21 protein-coding genes are annotated in these 23,090 nt (G+C 59.0%); 15 read left to right on the top strand and 6 right to left on the bottom strand.

All coding sequences use genetic code 11. The features are described 5' to 3' along the window. Window positions 1-32 precede the first annotated feature (32 nt). Both tsaA and G3M56_RS14200 read right to left on the bottom strand, forming a co-directional pair. Window positions 33-725, bottom strand: a complete 693-nt coding sequence (gene tsaA, locus G3M56_RS14205) for a tRNA (N6-threonylcarbamoyladenosine(37)-N6)-methyltransferase TrmO (RefSeq protein ID WP_164365371.1) — start codon at window positions 723-725, stop codon at window positions 33-35. 269 nt (window positions 726-994) lie between these two features. Next, window positions 995-1,798, bottom strand: a complete 804-nt coding sequence (locus tag G3M56_RS14200; protein WP_164365372.1) for an FKBP-type peptidyl-prolyl cis-trans isomerase N-terminal domain-containing protein — start codon at window positions 1,796-1,798, stop codon at window positions 995-997. Window positions 1,799-1,933: 135 nt separating this feature from the next. On the opposite strand from G3M56_RS14200, the gene G3M56_RS14195 reads away from it, so the two are divergent. The 8 genes from G3M56_RS14195 (at window position 1,934) to G3M56_RS14160 (ending at window position 11,356) form a co-directional block, all read left to right on the top strand. Then, window positions 1,934-2,743: a PPK2 family polyphosphate kinase gene (locus G3M56_RS14195; RefSeq protein ID WP_164365373.1), complete on the top strand. Its 810-nt coding sequence runs from the start codon at window positions 1,934-1,936 to the stop codon at window positions 2,741-2,743. A 402-nt stretch (window positions 2,744-3,145) separates the two neighbouring features. Next, window positions 3,146-4,558: a 3-isopropylmalate dehydratase large subunit gene (gene leuC / locus G3M56_RS14190; RefSeq protein ID WP_164365374.1), complete on the top strand. Its 1,413-nt coding sequence runs from the start codon at window positions 3,146-3,148 to the stop codon at window positions 4,556-4,558. Window positions 4,559-4,591: 33 nt separating this feature from the next. Continuing rightward, complete coding sequence (locus G3M56_RS14185; RefSeq protein WP_235203487.1) at window positions 4,592-5,578, top strand: TraB/GumN family protein; 987 nt, start codon at window positions 4,592-4,594, stop codon at window positions 5,576-5,578. Window positions 5,579-5,643: 65 nt separating this feature from the next. After that, on the top strand, window positions 5,644-6,252 hold the full coding sequence (leuD, locus tag G3M56_RS14180) for a 3-isopropylmalate dehydratase small subunit (protein WP_164365376.1): 609 nt from the start codon (window positions 5,644-5,646) through the stop codon (window positions 6,250-6,252). A 35-nt stretch (window positions 6,253-6,287) separates the two neighbouring features. After that, a complete protein-coding gene (locus G3M56_RS14175) occupies window positions 6,288-7,556 on the top strand; it encodes a glycosyltransferase family 2 protein (RefSeq protein ID WP_164365377.1) in 1,269 nt (422 codons plus the stop codon). Window positions 7,557-7,773: 217 nt separating this feature from the next. Continuing rightward, window positions 7,774-8,811, top strand: coding sequence for a UDP-3-O-(3-hydroxymyristoyl)glucosamine N-acyltransferase (gene lpxD, locus G3M56_RS14170; protein WP_164365378.1), 1,038 nt, complete (start codon window positions 7,774-7,776; stop codon window positions 8,809-8,811). After that, a complete protein-coding gene (locus G3M56_RS14165; protein ID WP_164365379.1) occupies window positions 8,804-9,757 on the top strand; it encodes an AEC family transporter in 954 nt (317 codons plus the stop codon). The genes lpxD and G3M56_RS14165 overlap by 8 nt, the downstream gene beginning before the upstream one ends. 117 nt (window positions 9,758-9,874) lie before the next feature. Continuing rightward, window positions 9,875-11,356: a Gfo/Idh/MocA family protein gene (locus G3M56_RS14160; RefSeq protein ID WP_235203486.1), complete on the top strand. Its 1,482-nt coding sequence runs from the start codon at window positions 9,875-9,877 to the stop codon at window positions 11,354-11,356. 41 nt (window positions 11,357-11,397) lie between these two features. On the opposite strand, the gene G3M56_RS14155 is transcribed toward G3M56_RS14160, so the two are convergent. Then, window positions 11,398-11,925 carry a hypothetical protein gene (locus tag G3M56_RS14155; protein WP_164365380.1) on the bottom strand — a complete coding sequence of 176 codons (528 nt, stop codon included), beginning with the start codon at window positions 11,923-11,925 and terminating at the stop codon, window positions 11,398-11,400. 37 nt (window positions 11,926-11,962) lie between these two features. Here G3M56_RS14155 and G3M56_RS14150 point away from each other — a divergent pair, with 37 nt between their 5' ends. From G3M56_RS14150 to G3M56_RS14130, 5 genes are all read left to right on the top strand, one after another. Then, window positions 11,963-12,193 carry a hypothetical protein gene (locus tag G3M56_RS14150; protein WP_235203485.1) on the top strand — a complete coding sequence of 77 codons (231 nt, stop codon included), beginning with the start codon at window positions 11,963-11,965 and terminating at the stop codon, window positions 12,191-12,193. 144 nt (window positions 12,194-12,337) lie between these two features. Continuing rightward, entirely contained in the window at window positions 12,338-12,556 is a 219-nt protein-coding gene (locus G3M56_RS14145; RefSeq protein WP_235203484.1) for a hypothetical protein, read from the top strand. A gap of 121 nt (window positions 12,557-12,677) precedes the next feature. Then, window positions 12,678-14,363, top strand: a complete 1,686-nt coding sequence (locus tag G3M56_RS14140; protein ID WP_164365382.1) for a hypothetical protein — start codon at window positions 12,678-12,680, stop codon at window positions 14,361-14,363. 128 nt (window positions 14,364-14,491) lie between these two features. Continuing rightward, the gene (locus G3M56_RS14135) at window positions 14,492-15,829 is read left to right on the top strand and encodes a dipeptidase (protein ID WP_164365383.1); all 1,338 of its coding nucleotides are present in this window, start codon (window positions 14,492-14,494) and stop codon (window positions 15,827-15,829) included. Between the two features lie 28 nt (window positions 15,830-15,857). Beyond that, window positions 15,858-16,679 (top strand): hypothetical protein, encoded by an 822-nt coding sequence (locus G3M56_RS14130; protein ID WP_164365384.1) that lies wholly within the window; start codon window positions 15,858-15,860, stop codon window positions 16,677-16,679. A 90-nt stretch (window positions 16,680-16,769) separates the two neighbouring features. On the opposite strand, the gene G3M56_RS14125 is transcribed toward G3M56_RS14130, so the two are convergent. Both G3M56_RS14125 and G3M56_RS14120 read right to left on the bottom strand, forming a co-directional pair. After that, window positions 16,770-17,603, bottom strand: coding sequence for a hypothetical protein (locus G3M56_RS14125; RefSeq protein ID WP_164365385.1), 834 nt, complete (start codon window positions 17,601-17,603; stop codon window positions 16,770-16,772). A 205-nt stretch (window positions 17,604-17,808) separates the two neighbouring features. Continuing rightward, window positions 17,809-18,225: a HesB/IscA family protein gene (locus tag G3M56_RS14120; RefSeq protein ID WP_164365386.1), complete on the bottom strand. Its 417-nt coding sequence runs from the start codon at window positions 18,223-18,225 to the stop codon at window positions 17,809-17,811. A gap of 151 nt (window positions 18,226-18,376) precedes the next feature. Between G3M56_RS14120 and mutL the strand changes: the two genes are divergently transcribed. Both mutL and G3M56_RS14110 read left to right on the top strand, forming a co-directional pair. Next, entirely contained in the window at window positions 18,377-20,299 is a 1,923-nt protein-coding gene (gene mutL / locus G3M56_RS14115) for a DNA mismatch repair endonuclease MutL (RefSeq protein WP_235203483.1), read from the top strand. 193 nt (window positions 20,300-20,492) lie between these two features. Next, a complete protein-coding gene (locus G3M56_RS14110; RefSeq protein WP_164365388.1) occupies window positions 20,493-21,053 on the top strand; it encodes a response regulator in 561 nt (186 codons plus the stop codon). A 747-nt stretch (window positions 21,054-21,800) separates the two neighbouring features. On the opposite strand, the gene G3M56_RS14105 is transcribed toward G3M56_RS14110, so the two are convergent. Continuing rightward, the gene (locus tag G3M56_RS14105) at window positions 21,801-23,036 is read right to left on the bottom strand and encodes a sensor histidine kinase (protein WP_164365389.1); all 1,236 of its coding nucleotides are present in this window, start codon (window positions 23,034-23,036) and stop codon (window positions 21,801-21,803) included. Between the last annotated feature and the right edge of the window lie 54 nt (window positions 23,037-23,090).

Genomic DNA, 23,090 nt, shown 5'->3' with positions numbered 1-23,090 from the left:
TTAACAGCTGAACGTTCTCTTTGGCGCGTGCCTTAGGCTTTGCTTGCTCCGGTGACGGTGATGGCTGCGTCCGTGATGGTGAAGCGGATGTTGTAGCCGCCGAGGCTGACGCCGTATTCACGTTGTGGGTCGTCCTGGTAGGCTGGGCGGGGGTCGAGGCGCAGGGTTTGTTCGACGAGAGCGGTGAGCCTGGCGTCCGACTGGAGGATAGGCTGAGCCTTCGGTGCGACGATGAAGGGTTGGGCCAGCCGTTGTGGGGCGCTGCCAAAGAGTGGGTTGGAGGCCTCAGGGATGGAGTCGCAGTAGGGGACGTAGGGCTTGATGTCGATGACGGGGGTGCCGTCAACGAGGTCGAGTCCGCTGAGGTGGATCACCGGGCCGTCCGGGGTGTCGGTTTCAATGGTTTCGATCTTCCCGACCGAGAGCCCGAGTGGGTTGGGGCGGAAGGGTGAGCGGGTGGCGAAGACACCGAGCCGCTGGTTGCCGCCGAGGCGGGGGGGGCGGACGGTGGGTGACCAGTCCTCCGAGGCTGTGGGACGGTTCTTATTGAAATGGAAGATGACCCACAGGTGCGAGCATTGTTCCAATCCACGCAAGGCGTTGGGATCGCGAAAGGTCGGGGTGAAGACCAAGGTCGCGTGTGCTGCGTCGCTCAGGCCGGATTGGCGTGGGACAGCGAACTTTTCTCCGTAATCGGAGCGGATGTGGGCAATGGGATCGAGCATGGCTGGTGGAGCAGGATGGGGGCAATCAACGGCAAAGGGAAGGCGCGATCAACCGCGCATGAGTTTGCAGGGATCGCGGTGAGTTCCCCGGATCGGTCGCTATTCTGCGCCGTCTGCGTGTCTTTCGTTGCTATGTTAACTATCTGATGATGAATTGGTTGTGTGTTATTGTTCTGTTTGATGTCTGGCATTAAATGGCAGGGCTGATACAAAAAAAGCCCGCCATCCGGAGGGGATGGCGGGCTTTGGTGAATTGGTCTGCAGTGGGATTACTGCTGGCCAGGCATTTGTGGCATTTGCGGAGCCGGAACCTTGGCGATCTTCTCGAGCTCGAGTTCGAAGATGAGCACCGAGTTGCCAGGAATGGTGCCTGGGATGCCTTGTTCGCCATAGCCGAGTGATGGTGGCAGGAAGAGCTTCCACTTTGAGCCTTCCGGCATCATGAGAAGTGCTTCGCGGAAACCTGGGACGACATTGAGGTCGAATGGAACGGCGCGACCTTCAGGGGAGGCGTCGAACTCGGTGCCGTCGATGAAGGATCCCTTGTAGTGAACCATGAAGCGCACGGGCTCCGGGGTTTCGCCTTCGGCCGGGGCTTCGTAGACTTTGCCTTCACCCTTGGTGAGGATTTGGTACTGGAGTCCGCTTTCGGTGGTGATCACGCCGTCCTTTTTGGCGTTTGCTGCGAGGAATTCTTCGGCCTGCTTTGCGTTGGCAGCGGCTTCTGCTTGTTGTTTGGCGACGAGTTGCTCACCGAATGCGCGGAAGGCGGCTTGGAGGCGGGCGTCACGATCTACCGACAGCTCCTGCTTGGCGAGGCCGTCCTTGATGCCTTGTTGGAAGGCTTCCATGTCGATGGCGGCGACGTCCACGCCGGCTTGTCCCATTTCGGTGGCGAAGCGGATGCCTGTCTGGTAACCGAAACCGTAGCCGACTTCGGATTTGATTTCCGCTTCGGTGAGTTTCGGGGCGGCAGGTTCAGCATCCTGAGCGAATACTGGGAGGGAAAGTGCGGCGGCCAGCATGGTGGCGGCGCCGAGAGGTTTGAGGGAGTTCATCAAAGAAGAATTCATGGGGCGGAAAGCTAAGGTTGGATTTTATGATTGCAACCGCTCGGCAGGAATGGTTTTGCTCAGGGCCGTAACACACCTCATCGGCGGCGCGGCTTGAAGCGTACACATTTTGGGTGACTGTTCATCAATTGCGCTATGAAGAGATATTTAGTGAAGCCTGGGAGCAAGGTGAACCTGTCGAAGGTTCCGACCAAGGACGATTCGATGTTCCCGGATGAGTCGAAGGAGACGCATTTGGTGAAGCTGGATGAGTTGCGTCAGAGCATGCAGGACCATCAGCACAAGTTCATGGCGGCGGCTTCGCACAAGTTTTTGGTGATCATTCAAGCGATGGACACGGGCGGCAAAGACGGCACGGTGCGTCATGTGTTTGCCAAGATTGATCCGGCGGGCATTCGGGTGGTGCCTTTCAAGAAGCCGAGCGAGGAGGAGTTGGCCCACGACTATTTGTGGAGGGTTCACAAAGAGGCTCCGGCCAATGGTGAGATGGTCGTTTTCAACCGCAGCCATTATGAAGACATCGTGGCGGTGCAGGTGAAGAATCTGGCACCTGAGCGCGTGTGGAAGAAGCGCTACGACCACATCAACAATTTCGAGAAGATGCTGGCGGACGAGGGAACCAAGATCGTGAAGATCTTCCTCCATATTAGCAAGGATGAGCAGGCCGAGCGCCTGAGGAAGCGTCTCGAGAACCCGGAAAAGCGCTGGAAGTTCAATCTCGATGATTTGGAAGACCGCCAGCGCTGGGACGAGTTCCAGAAGGCGTACGAGGTGCTGATTGAGAAGACGTCCACGGATCATGCGCCGTGGCACATCATTCCGGCTGACCGCAAGTGGTACCGCAATATGGTGGTTTCCAAGTTGATCAGCGACGAGCTCGAGGAGCTTGAGGTGGAACTGCCGAAGCTGAGCTTCGATCCGAGCCAGATTGTGATCGAGGATTGAGCGGAGGTTTTAGGTTTTAAGGTGGTTATGTTTTAGGATTTGGCCGTCGACGACCGATGCTGGATAGGCGTGGTCTGATGGTTGACCGGAGCTTCATGAGGTTGCCGCAATGCGGGTGCCTCCAGTTTCAGAATGAAAGTTGGGTGCTGCTGACGGGTCATTCGGTTCACTCTGATGAGTGAGAAGGGGGGGCGGTATGGGCGATGTCTCGCTGATCCGGACATCCGGAGGCGAGTTTTACTGCAATCTGCGAATCCTCCCAGTTCCATCCCCGATCGAACCCGGCTTTTCGGCAGAAATCGCCTGTGCTGCAGCGTTGCATGCGGCGCGTTGTGCGTTAGGGTGGTCGCCACTTGTCCGCAGAGCGCGGGCTGTGAGAACTTTACGTAATTGATCCGACCCATGGGAAAAACGCTGTATGAGAAAGTCTGGGACGCACACACCGTGCGGACACTGAGCAATGGTCAGACCCAACTGTTGATTGGCACCCACCTCATCCACGAGGTGACCAGTCCACAGGCCTTTGGCATGCTGCGTGACCTAGGGTTGAAGGTGCGCCACCCGGAGCGCACGTTTGCGACGGTTGACCACATTGTGCCGACCGACCAGCGTGAGGAGCCGTTTGCCGATCCATTGGCTGACGAGATGATCCGCGAGCTGCGCAAGAACGTGGACGAGCACGGGATCAAGTATTTCGACCTCAAGAGTGGCAAGCAGGGCATCGTCCACGTGGTGGGGCCTGAGCAAGGGATCACCCAGCCAGGGTCGACCATCGTTTGTGGTGACAGTCACACCGCGACCCACGGGGCATTCGGTGCGATCGCCTTTGGTATCGGCACCACCCAGGTGCGCGACGTGCTGGCAACCCAGACAATTGCCATGACCAAGCTCAAGGTGCGCCGCATCAATGTGACCGGCAAGCTCGGGCCGGGCGTTTACGCGAAGGACGTGATTTTGCACATCATCAAGCTGCTCGGAGCCAAGGGCGGTATTGGTTACTGCTACGAGTACGGCGGTGAGGTGTTCGACAACTTCTCGATGGAAGAGCGGATGACCGTTTGCAACATGTCCATCGAGGGCGGAGCCCGTTGCGGATATGTCAATCCGGACGAGACCACATTCGACTATCTCAAAGGCCGAGCCTACGTGCCGGCGGAAGGTCCTGCTTTTGATGCGGCTGTCGAGCGTTGGAAGTCGATCGCGTCCGATGCGGATGCCAAGTACGACGACGTGGTGGAAATCCGCGGCGAAGATATTGAACCATCCGTGACGTGGGGGACCTCGCCGGACCACGGTGTGTTCATCAACGAGAACATTCCAAACCCAGCGGAGATCGAGGACCCATCCGAGAAGGAAGTGGTGGCTGATGCGCTGGAGTACATGAAGCTTGAAGGTGGAGCGCCGATCAAAGGAACGCCGATTGATGTGGCGTTCATCGGATCGTGCACCAACGGGCGCCTTTCTGACTTTGAAGATGCCGCAAACTTCCTCAAAGGCCGCAAGGTGGCCGAGGGCGTGAGTGCGATTGCGGTGCCTGGCTCTCAGGTGGTGGCCGCGATTTGTGAAGGTAATGGCATTGCCCAGACCTTCCGCGACGCCGGCTTTGAGTGGCGTGGTGCTGGATGTTCGATGTGCCTTGCGATGAACCCGGACAAGCTGATCGGTGATCAGCTGTGCGCGAGTTCCTCCAACCGTAACTTCAAAGGACGCCAGGGAAGTCCGATCGGTCGCACCGTGCTGATGAGTCCGGTGATGGTGGCTGCGGCTGCCGTCGAGGGTAAAGTGGCGGACGCGCGTGAAGTGTTCGCTTCGTAGGCGAAGCCGAGAATCCCGACCTTATCTCTCCGGATGATGCGATTCACACAATTGATCTTGAAGTTGCTGGCCTCGTGGCTGGTGTGCGGTGGTTTGGTGGCCTGTGCTGCTGAGGATCCGCTGCCGCCGCAGAAGCCGTTGCTGTGGAAAGTCACAGCGCCGGATGGCACGCTGAAGGGCTACGTGTTCGGAACGATTCATCTGGGGGACCCCCGGGTGGCCAAAATTCAGCCGGTGGTGCGCGACGCGGTAAAGTCGTCCAACGTGCTGGTGACCGAGATCCACATGGACGCGGATGCCTCTGCCAAGGCGGCTGCTGCGTCGATGTTGCCGGCGGACGAGAAGCGCAATCTTGCCGATTTCCTGCCGGACGAGACCGAGGCAAAGCTGGATGCCGAGCTGAAGCGGATCTTTCCGATGTTTTCGGTTCAGGCGCCTCCGTTCAACCGGATGCAAGTTTGGAGCGTGATGGTGACCGTGCCGATCTTGGAACCGATGCTCGAATACCCCGGTGCGCCGGGAGTGGATGAGCGATTGGTTCAGATCGCCAAGAAGCACCAGATGGAGCTCGATGCGCTGGAGACTGTGGACGAGCAACTCGGCGCGCTGAGCGACTATCCGGTCGACGATTTGGTGAAGATGCTGGATCTGACGCTCGATGGGATGGCGAAATCCCGCGAGTTGGACCAAGGCAACCAGACCGAGAAAATGATCCTTTCGTATCGGAAAGGTGACCTGGAGGCGCTTGCTGCCTCTTCGGATTGGAATGAGGAGCTCTATGGGGTTCCCGAGCCGGTCTTTGTGAAGCAGTTTATGAAGGCACTGGTCGACGACCGCAATGTGCGGATGGTCGAGCGGACACTGGAGCGCTATCAGAAGCGCCCTGAAGATGTCTTTTTTGTGGCGGTGGGGGCCTTGCACCTGCCGGGAGAGACCGGGTTGATCCAAGGTCTTGAGCGCGGCGGGTATCTCGTCGAGCGCGTGGCGGTCGGTAAACTCGAAGCGGCTGCCGCCAACTAAGCGTACTGTGGCCCGCGCAATCATCAGGGTCACATGATTAGATAACTTTCCAACTGATATAGATTATGGCTATTGCTCCTATTCCATCCGTCACAGGGACCGGTGTGTTTTTGCCCGGTGCTGACATTGATACTGATGAGATCATTCCGGCACGCTTCCTCAAGTGCGTGACCTTTGATGGTCTTGGAGACGCGGCATTTGCGGACGTTCGCTACAACGAAGACGGATCGCCAAAGCCAAACTACCCGCTGAACAAGCCACAGTATCAGGATGCGACCATTCTCGTGGCTGGTATCAACTTCGGCTGCGGATCGTCCCGTGAGCACGCGCCGCAGGCGATCTACCGCGCAGGCTTCCGAGCCATCATCGCCGAGAGCTTTGCTGAGATTTTCTTCGGGAACTCGACCAACTTGGGGCTGCCATGTGTGTGCGCCGATGCGGTGGAGATCCGCAATCTGGCTGCGACCATCGAAGCGGATCCGACCACCGAGATCGTCGTTGATCTGGAGAACAAAGAAGTACGCTTTGGCTCCGAGTCGTTCGCAGTGTCGATTCCTGACTCGGCTCGCAGCGCGCTGGTGCGTGGTCGCTACGACCAACTCGGCGAGTTGCTCGAGGAGGAAGATCAAGTCGAGGCTGTGGCATCGAAGTTGCCGTATTTCGCTGGCGAATAGCGCGTCCGATTTTCCTGCTTTAACTGATTCGATCCATGGCTTCTTCGAGACTGGCGGTTGTCATTCCGGTTTACAACCACGCTCATTACATCGTGCGCGGATTGCGCTCGGTGTTGGACCAAACCCGGCCGGTTGATCGCATTATCGTGATCGACGACGGGTCGAAGGACGATTCGGTTGAGGTGATCCGGGCGATGAACGAGCCGCGGATCGAACTGCATACGCAGGAAAATCAGAACGCGTTCAACACAATCAACCGCGCCATCAAGATGGCTGCAGAGGATTGTGACTACATTGCGATTCTCAACTCAGACGACTATTACCACCTCGATCGGTTCGAGAAGCTGCTCCCAATGCTGGAGGCGAATCCGGACAAACAGGTGATTTGCTCCGCGGTCCAGGTGATCGATGAGGACAGCAATGATCTTGCCGAGGACCACGAGCGGATGAAGTGGTTCTATGCGGTATGGAGCGTGGTGGACGACAAGTCGGTCGACACCGTCGAGTGGATGGGATTGGCCAACTTCCCGGCGACGACGAGCAACGTGCTCGGGCGCGCGAAGTACATGGCGGCGAACCCATTCCGTCCGTACCACTTCAACCACGACTACTACTTCCTCACTGGTGCGGCCTGGCGCGATGCGATCATGGTGCACAATGAGAAGCTAGTGTACTACCGGGTCCATGCGACCAACACGATCACGTCGGCGCCGGCTCCTCTGATGCGTGAGTTGCTGCGTCAGCATTTGGATCTGTTGAAGGATTTCCGCGACGAGTTGCGGGCGGATGTGGCCATGCGCAGTCGCATGAAGTTGTATTTCCGTGCTGCGTTCGACAGCGTGAGCAGCTTGCACATGGGCTTGTTGATGATGATCTACAGCGACTTGCTGCAGGATGTGAGCCACGAGGAGATTCTTCACAAAGTGAACGATCTTGACGAGGGCGAGTGGGAAGAACTGCGTGTGTTTCCGAACCGCCACATAGTGAACCATCACGAGCGCGGTGGCCCATTGGGGAATTGTTCGCAAATGGCGGAGAAGTTGGATATTGCCAAGACCAAGATTGATCGCCTGCGGGCGGAAAAAGAGGCGGCGGTGGATCATCGGCGCATGGTCGCGGCGGTGCACGACTCACGCTGGATCGCATTCGGGCGCACGCTCGGGATATGCAAAGACCTGGTGGGTGAGCGAGGCAAGACCTTGCCGGATAAGTGCGATTTTCTGCGCGATGCGATTGCACGGTCCGGGTGGGTCAAGTTCGGCCTTGCCATCGGCGGCTGTCGCCGGCTGAAGGCGTTGAGTTGATTGAAAAGGTGAACCACGAAGAGCACGAAGGTGTCTTTTCGGAGGCTCCGTCTTTATTGACATTCAGATTACGAGCTTTGGGTTCTTTGGGGTTTGGCGTGAGTCTTCTTAATGGGTGGGCTTCGCGTGGTAGGTATGTGTGGCGATAGGGGGGGCGCAAGAATTCTCCTTATTTCTTAGTTCCTCATTGGCTTGAGCGGGATATGGTGGGCGCACGATGCTTACGATTCATGATGTCATGACCATGACCGGCGCGACCTTGGCGCGCGGTGACAAAGCCCAGGAAATTCAAGGTGTGGCCTCATTGACCGATGCGCTGGCTGGCGACATTGCGTTTTTTGGCAACCCGAAGTACCTGGACCAGCTGAAGGCGACGCACGCGGGCGTGGTGTTGGTTCCCGAGCAATGTCCGCTTGAGGTGGTTCCGGAGTCGGCCTCTGTTCTGGTGGTGGAGAATCCATCGGCGTCCTTTGGTGAAGTTGCGATGGCGATGCGTCCGGCCGAGCCTAAGCCGGTGATGGGTGTGCATCCCTCGGCGGTGATCGACCCTACGGCGCAATTCGACCGAGAGAAGGTGTCGATCGCGTCTGGCGTGGTGATTGGTGCTGGTGTGCAAATCGGCGACGGTACGATCATCGGAGCGAACACAGTGGTCGCTCACGGCACGGTGATGGGTGAAAATTGCCACCTGTGGGCGAATGTCTCGGTGCGCGAACGCAGCGAACTCGGCAACCGCGTGGTGCTTCACCATGGTGTCGTCATTGGTGGCGATGGTTTCGGCTACGAACTGGTCGATGGCCGCCAGCAGAAGGTGGATCAAATCGGGATCGTGCGGTTGGACGACGATGTGGAGGTTGGCGCGAACTCGACCATCGACCGCGCGCGATTCGGACGCACGTGGATCCAGGAGGGGACGAAGATCGATAACCTGGTCCAAATCGGTCACAACTGCGTGATCGGAAAGCACTGCGTAATTTGCGCCCAAACCGGGGTGGCCGGTAGTGCGGTGATCGGTGACTATTGCACCGTAGCTGCCCAGGCTGGAGTAGCCGGGCACCTGAAGATCGGGGATCAAGCGGTGATTATGGCGCGTGGCGGCGTGACCAAAGACCTACCGGGCGGTGAGATGTACATGGGCTTCCCTGCCCAGCCGGTGAAGGAAGCGCGGCGCGATATGGTGGCCGTGCGCCGGGTGGCGAGTTTGAACGCCCGGGTGAAGCAGCTTGAGCGACAACTTGCAGACGACAATGCCTGATCCGTCGCAGCTGAACCCATTGCAGATCTACGGGGCCGTTTTGCCGGTCTTTATCGTGGTCGGTATCGGGTTGTTTTTACGTTGGCGAGGTATCGTCAAACCGGAGGCCGATAAATGGCTGCTGAAGCTGGTGGTGAACCTGCTGATGCCGTGTTTGATCCTCGACAAGATGATCGGCAACCCGTCGTTGCGAGACATCAAGTTAATCGCCGTCTCTGCAGGGACGGGGTACTTGCTGGTGTCTTGCGGGATGTTGTTGGCGCTTGGTGTTGGCAAGATGGTGGGCATGAAGCGTGGCGCGGGCTTGCGCTCATTTGGCTTGGGGACGGGGGTGCAGAACTACGGCTACGTGGCGATTCCAGTGTTGTTGGCGGTTTTTGTCGGCGCGGATCTTGGTGTGTTGTTCACGCACAGCCTCGGGGTGGAGTTGGCGATTTGGACGGTGGGGATGATGGTGCTCACCGGCGAGACGCGTTTTTCGTGGCGGCGAATTCTCAGTGGTCCGGTGGTGGCGATCATCATTGGATTGAGTCTGAGCTGGACGGGGCTCGGTGAGTTTGTACCGGAGACGGTGCATTACACAATCGGCTGGCTCGGTCAGTGCGGGATCCCTATGTCTTTGCTGCTGGTCGGGATGACGATTGCCGATCTGGCGGGCAATGCCGAATGGTCGGTGAAGGTTCCGGTGGCCGGTGGTCTGTTGCGTTTGGGCGTGCTGCCATTTGGATACATAGCCGCGGCCTATCTGGTGCGGGACTGGACGCCGTTGGCGCAGGTTTTCGTGGTGCAGGCGGCGATGCCGGCGGGGAACTTTCCAATTGTGTTGGCGCGGCATTTTGGTGGCCAGCCGGATGTCCCGACCCAGGTGATGTTGGCGTCGACGGTGGGGTCTGTTTTGACCATGCCGTTGTGGGTTTCGTTCGGGGTTTGGGTGATCGGGATGTGAGGTGTCTGACAGCTCGCGAGCCCCCATTTTATGCGGGTTGCGGCTGGTCAGTCAAACTAGTGCATTTCTTCGAAAATACTTGAAAGGGTGGCTGAGAGCCTGCTGTATTGGGGCGCGATGAAGAATAGCGATACTCCTCAAATTCAGGGCACCAACCGCCGCTCCTTCCTTAAAATGGCAGGCGGATTCGGTGCGGCAATGGCAGCTGGTGGCCGCGCGTTGGCTGAGACCGGTGCTTCCGTTCCAGCTCTTGCTGCAGGTTCGACCTACATGGGTGACTTCGTGGCACCAAAGCTCGACAAGGTGAAGGTTGCCTTCATCGGATGCGGCGCTCGCGGTGGCACCCACTACCACCACATCTCGACCTTCGACAATACCGAGGTGGTCGGTATCTGCGACATCTACGAGGATCTCGCTCAGAATGCCAAGAAGCGCGTGCTTCAGAACAACGCCGAAGCTCACAAGAACGTGAAGCTCTACTTCGGTGATAAGTTCGCCTACAAGCAGATGCTGGCTGAGACCAAGCCGGACGTGGTGTACGTCATCACTCCTTGGGAATGGCACGCGCCAATGGCGATCGACGCGATGAACGCAGGTGCCCACGCGATGGTCGAAGTGCCATTGGCCACCTCGATCGAAGATTGCTGGAAGATCATCGAGACCTCCGAGAAGACCAAGCGTCACTGCATGATGCTCGAGAACGTGAACTACGGTCGCGACGAGCTGATGTTCCTCAACATGGCACGCCAGGGGGTGTTCGGTGAGCTCCTTCACGGTGAAGCTGCTTACATCCACGAACTGCGTGGCCAGATGCACCAGGTCGAACAGGGCCGCGGAACCGGTTTCTGGCGCACCCACCACTGGGCGAAAGAGAACGGCAACCTCTACCCAACCCACGGTCTCGGACCTGTGGCGCAGTACATGAACCTGGCACGTGGCGACGACAACTTCCGCCGCCTCGTCTCGTTCTCGTCGCCGGCCAAGAACCACGCGCTCTACGCCAAGGAGAACTTTGCTCCGGATTCGAAGCTCAACCAGATCGAGTACAACGGTGGTGATATGAGCACATCGATCATCAAGACCGAGCTCGGCCGCACCATCATGGTTCAGTGGGACGAAAGCTCCCCACGCCCATACTCCCGCCACAACCTCATTCAGGGAACCCGTGGTACCGGTGCAGGCTTCCCGAACCGTATCGCTCTCGACTATACTTGGAAGAACGCGACCCCTGAGTTGCGCAAGGTTCTCGGACTCAAGGAAAGCGAGCCGAACAAGCACTCCAATTACCACGCATGGCTTCAGGGCGAGGCGTATCAGGCATTTTACGAAGCCTTCGACCACCCGCTCTACACCCGCATGGAAGAGCTCGCCAAGCGTCTCGGCGGACACGGCGGAATGGACGCGATCATGAACTACCGCGTGATCGAGTGCATCCGTACCGGCCAGCCGCTTGATCAGAACGTCTACGAAGGCGCCTTCTGGTCGGCAGTGACTCCGCTTTCGCGCAAGTCGGTGGCCGAGGACGGAATGCCTCAGGACTTCCCAGACTTCACCCGCGGTCAGTGGAAGAACACCAAGCCGCTTCCAATCGTTCAGTAATTCGAGCGCTCATTCGTTTCAAATGGATCCGCCACTCTGCATCACCGCAGGGTGGCGGATTTTTTGGTTTCTGGCTGACGGGGGCGAAGGTTGGGTAAGCCGTCCCGACGGGACGAGTTCTTTCGTTGCGACAGGTTCCTGCGGTTGAAACCGCAGGCTAGCCGGTAAGGCGTCCCTGTGGGACGGGTGGAGAAGGGCTCGCTAAGGGAGTAGCGGTGCCTCCGGTCGGGTATGGGCCGCCCATGCAGGGCTCCGGCTGGATCGTGGCACATCCCATGGCGTTGCCATGGGCTATGTTGGGACGCACCTCCGGTGCTGGGAGTCGGTAGTTCGGGGAGTGGGGCGATGGCGATGGCGATGGCGATGGCGATGAGGATGAGGATGAGGATGAGGATGAGGATGAGGATGAGGATGAGGATGAGGGTGAGGATGAGGATGAGGATGAGGATGAGGATGAGGATCTCATAGCCACCTCCGCTCCATGCACGCGCAGCGCTGGAGGGACGGCATTCCTGCCGGCAAATCGGAGGGCTGCCCCAATTGTAAAACCCTCCCCGTCCGCCGACCACAAGAGTGTGGTCGCTCCATACGCATCGCGTGTGACACGTGCTCCTTATCTTTATCCTTATCCAAATCCTCATCGGAGCGCAGCGCAGCGATGCCGATGCCGATGCCGATGCCGATGCCGATGCCGATGCCGATGCCGATGCCGATGCCGATGCCGATGCCGATGCCGATGCCGATGCCGATGCCGATGCCGATAGCGATGCCGATAGCGATGCCGATAGCGATGCCGATAGCGATGCCGATAGCGATGCGGTGACGGGCGTCGCGTAGCGACGGATTACCGGTTAGCCTGCGGTTTCAACCGCAGGGGCTAATGAGCCTCGAGCTTCGTCCCGTAGGGACGGTTTACTCTTTGTGGGGCGATGGTAAAACGAAGTCGACAGGAGATGGGGCGGTTGGGTTAGGATTGTCGGAATGACGATGAACCTGGATCCCATGCATTTGGTGCTCGCGCTGATTTTTGGCGGGATTGGGGCGGTGGTGTTCTGGCACGAGCGGAAGCACGATCTGGTGCCGCAGCGGTTTATCATCGCGATCGCGTTGATGGGGTATCCGTATTTTGTTTCCACGGCGTGGATCACATTGGTGATCGGACTGGTGCTGTGTGCGGGGTTGATGGTGCGGTGGGAGTGATGCGACGGATCCGCAGTGACCTGCATTGGGAATGCTCTAACGGATTTTATGAAAAGTTAGTGAATTTTGGGGATTGGACTTGCGTGCGGTGGTCGATGTTGCGATGTGGGCGGCGATGAAAATGAAAACGCTGTTAGCCGCCTCGATGGGTGGTTTGTTGTTGGGGGCTTGTTCGAAGGACGCGGCTCAGGTGACGGGTGATGAGAAGTCCGCGGTGGAAGCAGTGAAGTCGGGTGACGGCTTCATGGTTGTGAACGATGGTGGCGAGCGTCCGCTCTATGAGTCGTTGCAAAAGCACCTGCGTCTGGGAGGCGATTACTACAGCTACACGTATGTCGGTGATTCCTACGAGGAAATCGCTGGAATGGTGGACGATTGGGTGGTGACTCCATACCTCGCCGACGCCATGAAGAAGGACGGCGTGGATTTGACTGCCGAGGGCGTGCTGCAATGGGCTGGGCTTGATGAAGTGAAGGCGATGGGGGCTTCGAGCCACGCGATCGAGGGAGGCTACGAGACCCGGAATGTATTTGTGTTGGATGATCCGAACGCGGGGATTTGGCAGATGATGGGGGCACCGCGTCCGTCGTTGGCTGCCGATGTGTTTGGTGCGGATGTTTCGGTTGCTGCTGACATGCAGTTGGACCTGACGGGTGTACGCAAGTGGCTGAAGGAGTTGAACCCAATGATCGGTGAAGAGGCCGCGGGTCAGCTTGAGATGATGCTTGAGCAGGGCGCTGGCCAGCAAACCGTGGGTGAGATGCTCGATGCGATGAATGCCCGGCTCGCGTTCGGGATGTCGATCCACGAAGACCAGAACGTGGTCTGGGATCTCGATGGCTTGGTGGTGAACGCGCCGGACATGGATCTGATCGTTTGTGCCGAAGGGCTGACCAAGAACTTCGACGAGCTGCGCACGATTATCAGCAGCAACCCTCAGTTTGAGAAAGTGGAGTTCGAGGGCGGAATCACCGGATACGCGACCGTCGACAGTGCGCCGATTGCAATGGAAGACGTGCGCCCGGTGATCGCTTACGATGCGGCGACCAACCGCATCTTCCTGGCATCCCGTGTGAGCTATCTGGAAAAGACACTGGCCGCGGCGGAGAAGCTCAAGGACAGCGCGGCCTATCAGGCGGCGATGAAGGGAATGCCGGCGGATGTGTTGTCGACCGTGTATTTCTCCAAGCAGGCGGGTACTGCGATTGGTGATTTGTTGGAGTCGACCTTCGCCGACCACGGCGAGATGCTGAGCAGTCTTGCGGCGGATGGTGCCGCGATGGCGGCCGAGGGTCAGGTTGACGTCGAGGTCGATGATGTGCAGTCGGTTGTGACTAAATTGCTCAAGCTGCGTGAGAGCTATCTGTCGCAGCCATGGGTGTCGGTGACGTCGCGGGACGGCAATGCGGTGTACACGATCAAGCGCACGCCACTCAATGGTCGGCCGTTGGTGTTGCAGGATTTCGTCGAGCTGATTTCGCTGAACCCAGTGACGATGGCCACCTTGACCGGAACATTCTTCACCAGTGCGCAGACCTATCGTGCTGGAAGTGATCGCGCTACCTGCATCCTCAACCAGCGCAATGCGCAGGTGGCCACCCGTGCGTGGTCGAACCTGTACGATATCGAGATCGGATCTCCTCTGGAGCTCAGCGATATCGTCGGTCCGGGGCGTTTTCTTGAGAACGAACCGACATGCCCAGATGGCGGCATGTACACATGGAGCCCGGTGATTCCTAGTGTGGGTGTGCAGTGCATGCGTTGCTCGAACCCGGATCACAAGCCGGAAAATACCAGCGACTGGTAATTCGCGCTCATGACTCAATTGATCCGGCTGTTGGATGGGATTCCGGCAGCCGGATTTTTTTGTGTCGAGCGGGTGTGGTGGCACCATCTGCGCTTGCCGAGACGCTTGCGGACGCTAGGGTTTCATTCATGACACCCGAGCTTTCCCAGTTGTTTGAATTCCTTCGCTTTCCGAGCATTTCCACCGACAGCGCGTATTCCGGCGACGTGCGCGCCTGCGCCGAGTGGCTGCAGGCCAAGTTGTCGGGCATGGGGCTGGATGCACAGCTTCATGAGACGCCTGGTCACCCGATTGTGGTGGCGAAAAACGAGCATCGCGATGGCGTGCCAACCGTGATGATCTACGGCCACTACGACGTCCAGCCTGTGGATCCGGTCGAGCTTTGGGACTCGCCTCCGTTTGAGCCGGAGTTGCGCGATGGCAAAATCTGGGGCCGCGGCTCGACCGACAACAAGGGGCAGATGTTCGCCCATGTGCTCGGTGTGGAAAAGGCGCTGCAGCAGGGTGAACTGCCGGTGAACCTGATTTTGCTCTTTGAGGGCGAAGAGGAAATTGGCAGCAAGAACCTGCCGGCGTTCCTGGAAGCGCATCGCGACGAGCTGAAGTGCGACGTGATCGCGGTGTCGGATACGGGGATGGTGGCGCCTGGCGTGCCGACCATGGGCTATGGGTTGCGCGGCATCACTTGTGGTGAAGTTTTGATCAAAGGGCCAAGCGGAGACCTGCATTCGGGCGTCTACGGTGGATCGGTGATGAACCCGGCGACGGCGATCGGGCGAGTGATTGCGTCGCTGCATGATGCTGACGAGCGCGTGGCGATCGATGGATTCTACGATGATGTGCGCGACCTTGAGACCTGGGAGCGTGAAATGTGGGAGACCGTGCCATTCGGCGAAAAGCAGTACCTTGAGGAGACCGGTGCTCCGGCTGCGGTCGGCGAGGCTGGCTACTCGGTGAAAGAGCGCCTGTGGGCGCGCCCAACGGCCGAAGTCAATGGTGTGGGCGCTGGCTACCAGGGCGAGGGCAGCAAGACGGTGATCGCGAGCGAGGCGATGGCGAAGTTGTCGTTCCGTCTCGTTCCGGACCAGGATCCGGATGACATTCTGCGCAAGGTGGAGGCGCATGTGATGAAGCACGCTCCTGAAGGCGTGACGGTCGAGTTTGTGCCGGGTCATTCTGGTGAGCCGTATCTGAGCGACCCGAACTCCGAGTTCGGCAAGGCAGCGCAGAGTGCGCTGGCCGAGACCTTCGGCCGCGAGCCGGTGCTGATCCGCGAGGGGGGCAGCATCCCGATCATCAATACATTCAAGAGCATCCTCGGGGCGGACTCGTTGATGCTGGGCTTGGCGCTGCCGGGTTGCCAGATCCACGCACCAAACGAGAACTTCCATGTGGCCAACTTCGAGGCTGGAATTGAACTCAACCAGCTTCTGCTCAAGAAGCTTGCCGCGTGTTCGGCCAAGTAACTTGTCCCAACGCTTAGCCAACCTACCAATGAAGCCGAGTCTTGCTCTGTTGTGCGGCCTCTTGTCGCTTGCTCCAGCGTTTGCCGATCTGACCTCGAGTCAGGCGGTGAATGCGCTTGAGCGGCAGTACGGCGCGGCGAAGTTCGATCACATCGTCAGTCTGAGCGCTGAACGTGGCGAGCCGAACCCACGGGAATGGGTGGTGGTGGTCTTCGATCCCGAATCACCGACGACGCTGCGCTCCTATTGGGCGGATGAGACGCGTGTGGTCACCAGGGGGGTGAACTCCGCATTCTATCCCGGCAGAGTGCCGTCGGGGTTTGTCGACGCCGCCAAGATCAAGGTGAACAGTGAAAGCGCGTTTGCGATTGTCGACGATCTCGCACGCCAAGAGAAGGTCGGCTTCAATGAAGTCACCTACACCCTGCGGGCGATCGACTTCACGGACGATCCGATCTGGGTGATCCGGCTGATCGACGTGCGGAGGCAGGTGGTCGGCCGGGTGACCTTGTCTGCTGAGAGCGGCAAGGTGTTGCGGCGCGTGTGGCTGACGCCGACCGCGGCGCGCCGTGGAATGGCTCCGTTTGTGCGCGACTCGCTGGCCCCGAAGGAGGGTGATGGCCGTCCCTTGATTCCTGTCGAACCGGGCGAGGGTTTGCCGACGCGCGAGGTGGATGGGTTTCCGATCGATCCGGTGCCTGATGATGCTCCGTTGGGCCTGCCGCCGTTGCCGGAAGTCGATGTGACGGCCGGGCTGGTGGGGATCGAGCGCGAGCGCCGCGAGCGTGAGCCTGAGTTGCCGACCCGTGATCCGGATCCTTTGTATCAGGAGTTGCCTGACGACGAGTAGGTTGATCGTGCGTGATCACAGATCAAAAAGAAAGCGCCCGTGGATCAAGTTTCGATCCACGGGCGCTTTTTGTTTTGATCTTTCACGGGGTTAGCGCAGGCCGGCGACGGCACCTGGAGCGTCGCGCTTGCTTTGGTCACCGGCGATCTGGCTTGGTGGGAGGTGACCGCCGGCGACCGGCCAGCTGGTCTTCAAGTTGATCTTGTCCGGTGGCGACAGCGCGACGGTCGAGCCATTCGGGCCGACGTACGATCCGTAAACGAGTGGCACGAGCGTGAGGCAGAGTTTGCTCTCCGCGATCTGTGCGCAGTTGAGCACGGTGGCAAATGCGGTGGTGCCCTCAATGCTGAGCACATCGCCCGGGCGGAAGAAGTCCTGTGGGATCGCCTCGCCGGGGAAGAGATACTCGATGGTCAAATCCGGGCAGTCGACCGCCTGGGCGCAGATGGCGACACCGGACGGGAAGATGTGCGATTCATCCAAGGGCTGGATGTCAAAGACCCGGAACTTGCCGCGGACGTAGTCGATGCTGTCGGCCTTGGAGTAGTTGGTGACGAAGTTGCGGTGAAGCTCCGCGTTCAGCTCGAGCAGGTGTTCTTCACCTGCCTGCGGATAGCGCAGGTAGCGGGCGAAGATTTCCTTGGGTTTGTAGGCGGATCCGTCTGGGACGGTCAGGTGGTCGAAGCGCTTCGGTGGTTCGATGCGCTGGAGTTTGCTCAGCACGTCATAGCTGAACGGCCGCTCCGGATGGCCGAAGACATAGAGGCAGAAAATCCACGAAAATGTGGCCGCTGTGATGAGGAGCGTCATGGTGACCGTCCAGCCGAGCAGGAAGCGCTTCGGGCGGCGTCGGTTGGCTCCTCCAGAGCGGGTGCGCTGGAGATCCAGAACTTGTTGTTCGAGAATCAGTCCTCGGTTCTTCATGAATCGGGGCAGGCGGGGAGAGGGGTCATAGTGGCGGGCGGCTGAACGCCCAAGGATTGTTTCTCTCTAACTGCTTGGATTGTCAAGGCAATACGGAGATCTGTCAGACGCTTGTATGGATCACAATTCGCACGTCGGGCAACCCCTCTTTCACGCAGCGGAAAATATTTTGAAAATTATGCATCCCGCTGCGGATCTGGCGTCGTCACGATTGCGTATCCTCCTCATCAGGAGTGCATTCCAGTGCTTCGATTTCGGGGTCGGTCGGCGGGGTGGCGTTGGCTTCGGCCGTGGTTTGGGTTGGTTCAAAGGATGAGCCGCATCCGCAGCTGCGTTCGGCGTTCGGGTTGTTGATTTTGAAGCCGCTGTCGGAGAGGGCGTCGGAGAAGTCGAGAACGCAACCTTTGAGGTAAGGCAGGCTTTGGGGATCGATGAGAACGCGCACGCCGTCGGCTTCGGTGATGTCGTCATCGGTGGCGGGGGCGTCGAACTTCATGCCGTACTGCATGCCGGCGCATCCGCCCTTTTGGACGAGAATGCGGAGACCGTGGTTGTCCGGTGCGTTTTTCGAGGCTTTGATCGACTGCAATTCTTCGACGGCTCGTGGGGAAATGGTGATCATAATGGTTCGGGGGAGGATCGGTTCGATGAGATCCGCGCTTGCGGGGGGATCGGTGAGGCGGCAACATGCGCCTCGCGCGTGGTAGTCGGCGATTCACTACCACGAGAACATTATCACTTCCAGTCTGAGATCCATGGGAAAAATTGCCGTCATGCCTGATACATTGGCGAGCCAAGTGGCTGCCGGTGAGGTCGTTGAGCGTCCGGCTTCGGTTGTGCGCGAACTGCTCGATAACGCACTCGATGCTGGGGCGACATCCATTGAAGTGCAGATTGGTAAGGGTGGTGCCGGGTTGATCCGGGTGACCGACAATGGCGCCGGAATGACCCGCGACGACGCGGTGATGTGTATCGAGCGCCACGCCACCAGTAAGATCAAAACTGCAGAGGATCTGGTGACGGTGAGTACGCTTGGGTTCCGTGGTGAAGCGTTGCCGAGTGTGGCAAGTGTCTCGCGCTTCAAGCTGCGCACCTGCGAACACGGAGCGCTCAATGGCACGTGCGTGGAAGTGGACGGAGGTCGCCTGGTCGAGGTGCGCGACGACGGATGTGCTCCGGGCACGTCGGTCGAGGTGCGGTCACTCTTTGTGAATGTGCCGGCGCGGCGCAAGTTCCTGAAAACAGAGAACACGGAGTTTGGTCACATTGACCAGCAGGTGCGCTTGCACGCGATTGCTCACCCAAAAGTCGCGTTCCGCCTGGTGCGTGACGGAAGAGTCTCGTTGGATCTGCCGGCGACGGGGGACCAGTGGGAACGTGTGCGCGGGTTGGTCGGCGATGAAATTGCAGGCGGGTTGTTCGAGATGGAGCCTTTTGAAAACGCCGGGATCAAAGTCACCGGTGTGATGAGCCGCCCTGGAGTGAGCCGTCCGAACCGACGCATGCAGTGGGTCTTTTTGAATGGCCGGCCGGTGGAGAACTCGGTCTTGTTCCGTGCGATCAAAGAGGCGTACCGCGGGCTGGTCGAGCGGGACGGGCATCCGCTGGCTTTCTTGTTTCTAGAACTTCCTGCAGGAAGCTTCGATATCAACGTGCACCCGGCGAAGAAAGAGGTGCGCTTCCAGAAGACCGGTGCGGTTGAGCGTGCGGTTTATGATGCGTTGGTGGCTTCATTGGAGAATCCGTCCGGAGCCGAAAGCGGTGCCGATGCGATCGAGGTCGCACCGTCCAAGGCACCGGCTCCCGCGAAAAAGCCAGCGTCTCCTGCAGTGCGGCTGACACCGGCGCCCCCCTCGGCCGAGGCACCCAAGACGGCCCGCCCGGCACCAGCACGTCCTGCATTCAAGCTGAGTACGGAGTCGATCAAGCCGCGTGTGACGCAGCCTGAGATGCAACCGGTGGTCGACGATGTCGTGGCGGCTGCCAACGAGCTTCGGAACAAAAAAACCACACCCGTCGCTCAGGCTGCAGCCGGGCCGGAGGAAGGTGCGGACGATGATTTGGACTCCAATGCCGGGATCCCGGATGATTTTGTCTTTCTGTCTGTGCTGGCAGACGGCTACGTCCTCTATGAAACCGATGAGGGGCTGGCGCTTCTGCATGTGCGTGCCGCACGCGAGCGGATTGTCTATGAGCAGTTGGCCGACGAGCAACCGGAGGGAGCTGATGAGTCGGCGTCTCAGCGTCTGTTGTTGCCGGTGACATTGGAAACCGAGCAGGAAGAATACGAGACGATTGTCGAGGTGCTCGACGAGTTGTGTGCGGTCGGCTTCGAGATTGAGGAGTTCGGTGCGCGTACGTTCAAGGTAAGTTCTCTGCCGGCCGGTGTGAAGCAGGTGAATGCAGCGGATGTGATCCGCCAGGTTTTTGCAACCGTTGGTGATGTCAGGCGCGGCGCTGTGGGCGCTCCGTCGGATGGCGAGCGTCGCAAGCTGCAGGTCGGTGTCGCGCGGGTGCTCGCCCGCGAGTTCGAGCTTGGCGGAGGAGCTTCGGTCGATACCGCACTGGATGCGGCTGGCGCAGCGCAGCTGGCGGAGCGTTTGTTCGGGTGCCGGATGCCTTATTGTTGTCCGCAGGGGCGGCCGACGTTGGTGCATATCGGGTTTGCCGAGCTGGCGCGCCGCTTTGGCCGCTGAGCCGGAGTTGGAGGTCTATTCAGGCGGGAGAGTCTTGATTTGCGATTGGGGTAAACATTGTTTGATCTGATGGTGTGAGCCATTATTGTTGTGGGGATTACGGGAATTCTAAGAATTTCTAGATGTGTTGCGTCCCGCTAATGTTCTCCGGCGTAACAAGTGGGGAATGGAATCCTCAACTCTCACAACACGCATGGCTGAAAACGAAGAATTGCCCGATTTGATGACGGTCAAGGAGACGTCTCAATACCTTAGGATTCCCTTACCGACGGTATATTACCTGGTTCAGAGGCAGCAGTTGCCAGCAGTGCAGATCGGTGGGCGTTGGCGAATCAAGCGCAAGCTCCTCGACCGTGATATTTTGAAGAAAGAGGAACCTCGCGAGCGTTCGGTCATGTTGATTGACACGGATGAGGCGATGCGGGTGATGGTGGGGCAGTATTTGACGAAGTCCGGAGTCGCACCGGTGCTGGTGAAGAACGCCGAAGAGGCGATCGGGCAGTTGGCGGTGAACCAGCCGGACTTGATCCTGCTCGACTTGAACCAACCTGATCTGGCCGGCGACGAGTTATACACGAGGATCCGCAAGAGCCACCCGGATGTGCCTTTGTTTGTGATCAGCGGTCATCCGGACGGAGAGGTGCTGTGGCGGATCATGCAGGCGGGTCCGGTGACCATGTTGCGTAAGCCGATTCACTTCGAGCATTTGGAAGCTTTGCTGAAAATGACCGAGCCCTCGGCTGTCGAGGAGTAGCCTGGTGTATTGTGTCGCGGCGCTTGGAGGGCGGCTAGTGGGCAGGTGTTGAGGTCGGGTCAAATCGCGCGATCTGCTGGATTGGTTTGGTGCGCGTGTCCCAGGGGGGCGCCTGAGGCTCTCGTCACCCGAGCTGGTTTGCGATCTCCTATCAAGAGATGGAGCGGTCTGGCTGTGCACTATGGATGGAGCTTGGCGACTGGGTCGGAGGTGCAGTGGCTTTGGGGCTCCTCATCGATATCGATATCCCAATCGGAGTCGCGGATAGGACGGGCTCACGGAAAGACCTCAAGACCCAAAGCGAGGTTGCGGAGGTATGGGAGTGCGGCGAGAATCGCTGCTTTTGATTGGAGGCGGAGCCGGTAGGGATGGCCACGAAGAGGCAAAAAAAGCCACGGAAAAGGGATGAGGTTGTTTTGTCGGAGCTGCCCGAGGGCCTGCGGGCGGCTGGGATTGGTGGATCTGCGCCGCACGCTTGGCCGAGGTTATGGGGCGGGTTACCTAGGGTGTGGTCGCCTGAGGCTCCCGTCACCCTGGGCTGGTTTGCATTTACCCTTCAGGGAAGAGTGGGGCGTGGAAAAGGCTGATTGACTCTTGATCTGCAATACACTTGCAACGCCCAGCGCGGTCCGCGCCTCGCTGTCGCCACGCTATCGGAATCGGAGCGCAGCGAACATTGCGTGTTCCGCCCCTTGAGTCGCGAATGCAGTCCCTCGACTGATTCCTCGACGAAGGCATCCCGCATTCCTATGAGATCGGGGGGGCGCTCTCTTCAGTGTGTGTGTGCGGAAGCAGGACGCGGAATGTGGTGTGCTGGTGCGGCACACTGTCGACTTCGATGGAGCCGCCATGCGCTTCCACGGCGCGTTTGACGATGGAGAGCCCGAGGCCGGTGCCTTTGATCGTTTGTGAGTGATCCTTCTGGACGCGGTAGAAGCGTTTGAAGATGAAAGGCTGTGAGCTGAGTGGGATGCCGACGCCGTTGTCAGTCACCTCAACCACGTGGTGTTCGTCTTCGATACGGGTGCTGATCTTGACGTCGATTGGCTGGGTGGGGTTGTTCTTCAGGGCGTTCTCCGTCAGGTTGAAGATGATCTGATCCCAGTAGAAGCGGTCGCCGACGATGAATTCGGACTCGGGGTCGGTCTCAATGGTGACGGTCGCCGATTGGGCGTCGATGATCGGTTGGAGTTGATCGATGACGTGTTCCGCGCAGCGGGCAAGAGAGAAGCGCTCCGAGGTGATTTGTCCAATCTGGCCTGACTCCAGTTTGGAAATGGTGAGCATGTCTTCGATCAGCCGGTTGGTGCGGTGGCTGTGTTTGCGTGCGACCTTGAGGAACTTGGTGGCGAGTTCCGGGCGGTTGATGGCGCCATCGAGCAGGTTGTCGATGTAGCCGGAGATGATGGTGATGGGGGTGCGCAGTTCGTGGGAGGCGTTGGCGATGAACTCGCGCCGGATCTGCTCGGTGCGGATTTGCTCGGTATCGTCGCGGATGACGATGCGAACGAGAGGCTTCGGTGCGCTTGGATCCTCCGGTTTCGGAGACGTGCCAAGTGTGATGTAGACGGTCCAAAAGCGGGAGTCGTCCTCTGCCGCACCGAGCTTTTCTTTCACGGAGCTGCCTGAGGTGATGGCTTTTTGGGTCAGCTCGAGAAGTTGGTGGGACCGGCAGACGTCGAGCAACGGCCGGCCGGTGATTTCATTACTGGTGCGGAAAAAGCGATCGCATCGCTTGTTGGCGTAGACGACGGCCAGATCGTCCGGATCAACGAGCATCACCGCCTCTTGCAGGAGGTCCAGAGTTTCAGAAAGGGTGGTGAAATTGACCTGGTCCGACGGGCGGGCGGGCTGCCGTTCTTCCTTCGTGTCCTTTTTGTTCTCCGGGGTCTCCCGGGCCCAACGGAACAATGCCGCAATGGCGCCGCCGACCAATAGGCCGATGACAAAGGTTGCGGAGTCGATGGGGCTGCCTGCGATCATGGAGGGATTAGCGTAGTCTTGCTGAAGGTAGCAAAAATCCGCCGGCCGTCACGT

The sequence above is a fragment of the Sulfuriroseicoccus oceanibius genome (genome assembly GCF_010681825.2).
In the GTDB taxonomy this organism is placed as follows: Bacteria; Verrucomicrobiota; Verrucomicrobiia; order Verrucomicrobiales; family SLCJ01; genus Sulfuriroseicoccus; species Sulfuriroseicoccus oceanibius.
Note: the sequence above shows the minus strand (reverse complement) of the source record. Positions and strands in the feature narration are given on the sequence as shown.

What these genes read in the sequence shown, in the direction of transcription:
- G3M56_RS14175 (WP_164365377.1), top strand. Translation starts at nt 6,288, where the DNA reads ATGGCTTCTTCGAGACTGGCGGTTGTCATTCCGGTTTACAACCACGCT.
- lpxD (WP_164365378.1), top strand. Translation starts at nt 7,774, where the DNA reads ATGCTTACGATTCATGATGTCATGACCATGACCGGCGCGACCTTGGCG.
- leuC (WP_164365374.1), top strand. Translation starts at nt 3,146, where the DNA reads ATGGGAAAAACGCTGTATGAGAAAGTCTGGGACGCACACACCGTGCGG.
- G3M56_RS14200 (WP_164365372.1), bottom strand. Translation starts at nt 1,798, where the DNA reads ATGAATTCTTCTTTGATGAACTCCCTCAAACCTCTCGGCGCCGCCACC.
- G3M56_RS14160 (WP_235203486.1), top strand. Translation starts at nt 9,875, where the DNA reads ATGAAGAATAGCGATACTCCTCAAATTCAGGGCACCAACCGCCGCTCC.
- G3M56_RS14140 (WP_164365382.1), top strand. Translation starts at nt 12,678, where the DNA reads ATGAAAACGCTGTTAGCCGCCTCGATGGGTGGTTTGTTGTTGGGGGCT.
- G3M56_RS14135 (WP_164365383.1), top strand. Translation starts at nt 14,492, where the DNA reads ATGACACCCGAGCTTTCCCAGTTGTTTGAATTCCTTCGCTTTCCGAGC.
- G3M56_RS14105 (WP_164365389.1), bottom strand. Translation starts at nt 23,036, where the DNA reads ATGATCGCAGGCAGCCCCATCGACTCCGCAACCTTTGTCATCGGCCTA.
- G3M56_RS14185 (WP_235203487.1), top strand. Translation starts at nt 4,592, where the DNA reads ATGATGCGATTCACACAATTGATCTTGAAGTTGCTGGCCTCGTGGCTG.
- G3M56_RS14195 (WP_164365373.1), top strand. Translation starts at nt 1,934, where the DNA reads ATGAAGAGATATTTAGTGAAGCCTGGGAGCAAGGTGAACCTGTCGAAG.
- G3M56_RS14130 (WP_164365384.1), top strand. Translation starts at nt 15,858, where the DNA reads ATGAAGCCGAGTCTTGCTCTGTTGTGCGGCCTCTTGTCGCTTGCTCCA.
- G3M56_RS14110 (WP_164365388.1), top strand. Translation starts at nt 20,493, where the DNA reads ATGGCTGAAAACGAAGAATTGCCCGATTTGATGACGGTCAAGGAGACG.
- leuD (WP_164365376.1), top strand. Translation starts at nt 5,644, where the DNA reads ATGGCTATTGCTCCTATTCCATCCGTCACAGGGACCGGTGTGTTTTTG.
- tsaA (WP_164365371.1), bottom strand. Translation starts at nt 725, where the DNA reads ATGCTCGATCCCATTGCCCACATCCGCTCCGATTACGGAGAAAAGTTC.
- G3M56_RS14165 (WP_164365379.1), top strand. Translation starts at nt 8,804, where the DNA reads ATGCCTGATCCGTCGCAGCTGAACCCATTGCAGATCTACGGGGCCGTT.
- mutL (WP_235203483.1), top strand. Translation starts at nt 18,377, where the DNA reads ATGCCTGATACATTGGCGAGCCAAGTGGCTGCCGGTGAGGTCGTTGAG.
- G3M56_RS14120 (WP_164365386.1), bottom strand. Translation starts at nt 18,225, where the DNA reads ATGATCACCATTTCCCCACGAGCCGTCGAAGAATTGCAGTCGATCAAA.
- G3M56_RS14145 (WP_235203484.1), top strand. Translation starts at nt 12,338, where the DNA reads ATGACGATGAACCTGGATCCCATGCATTTGGTGCTCGCGCTGATTTTT.
- G3M56_RS14125 (WP_164365385.1), bottom strand. Translation starts at nt 17,603, where the DNA reads ATGAAGAACCGAGGACTGATTCTCGAACAACAAGTTCTGGATCTCCAG.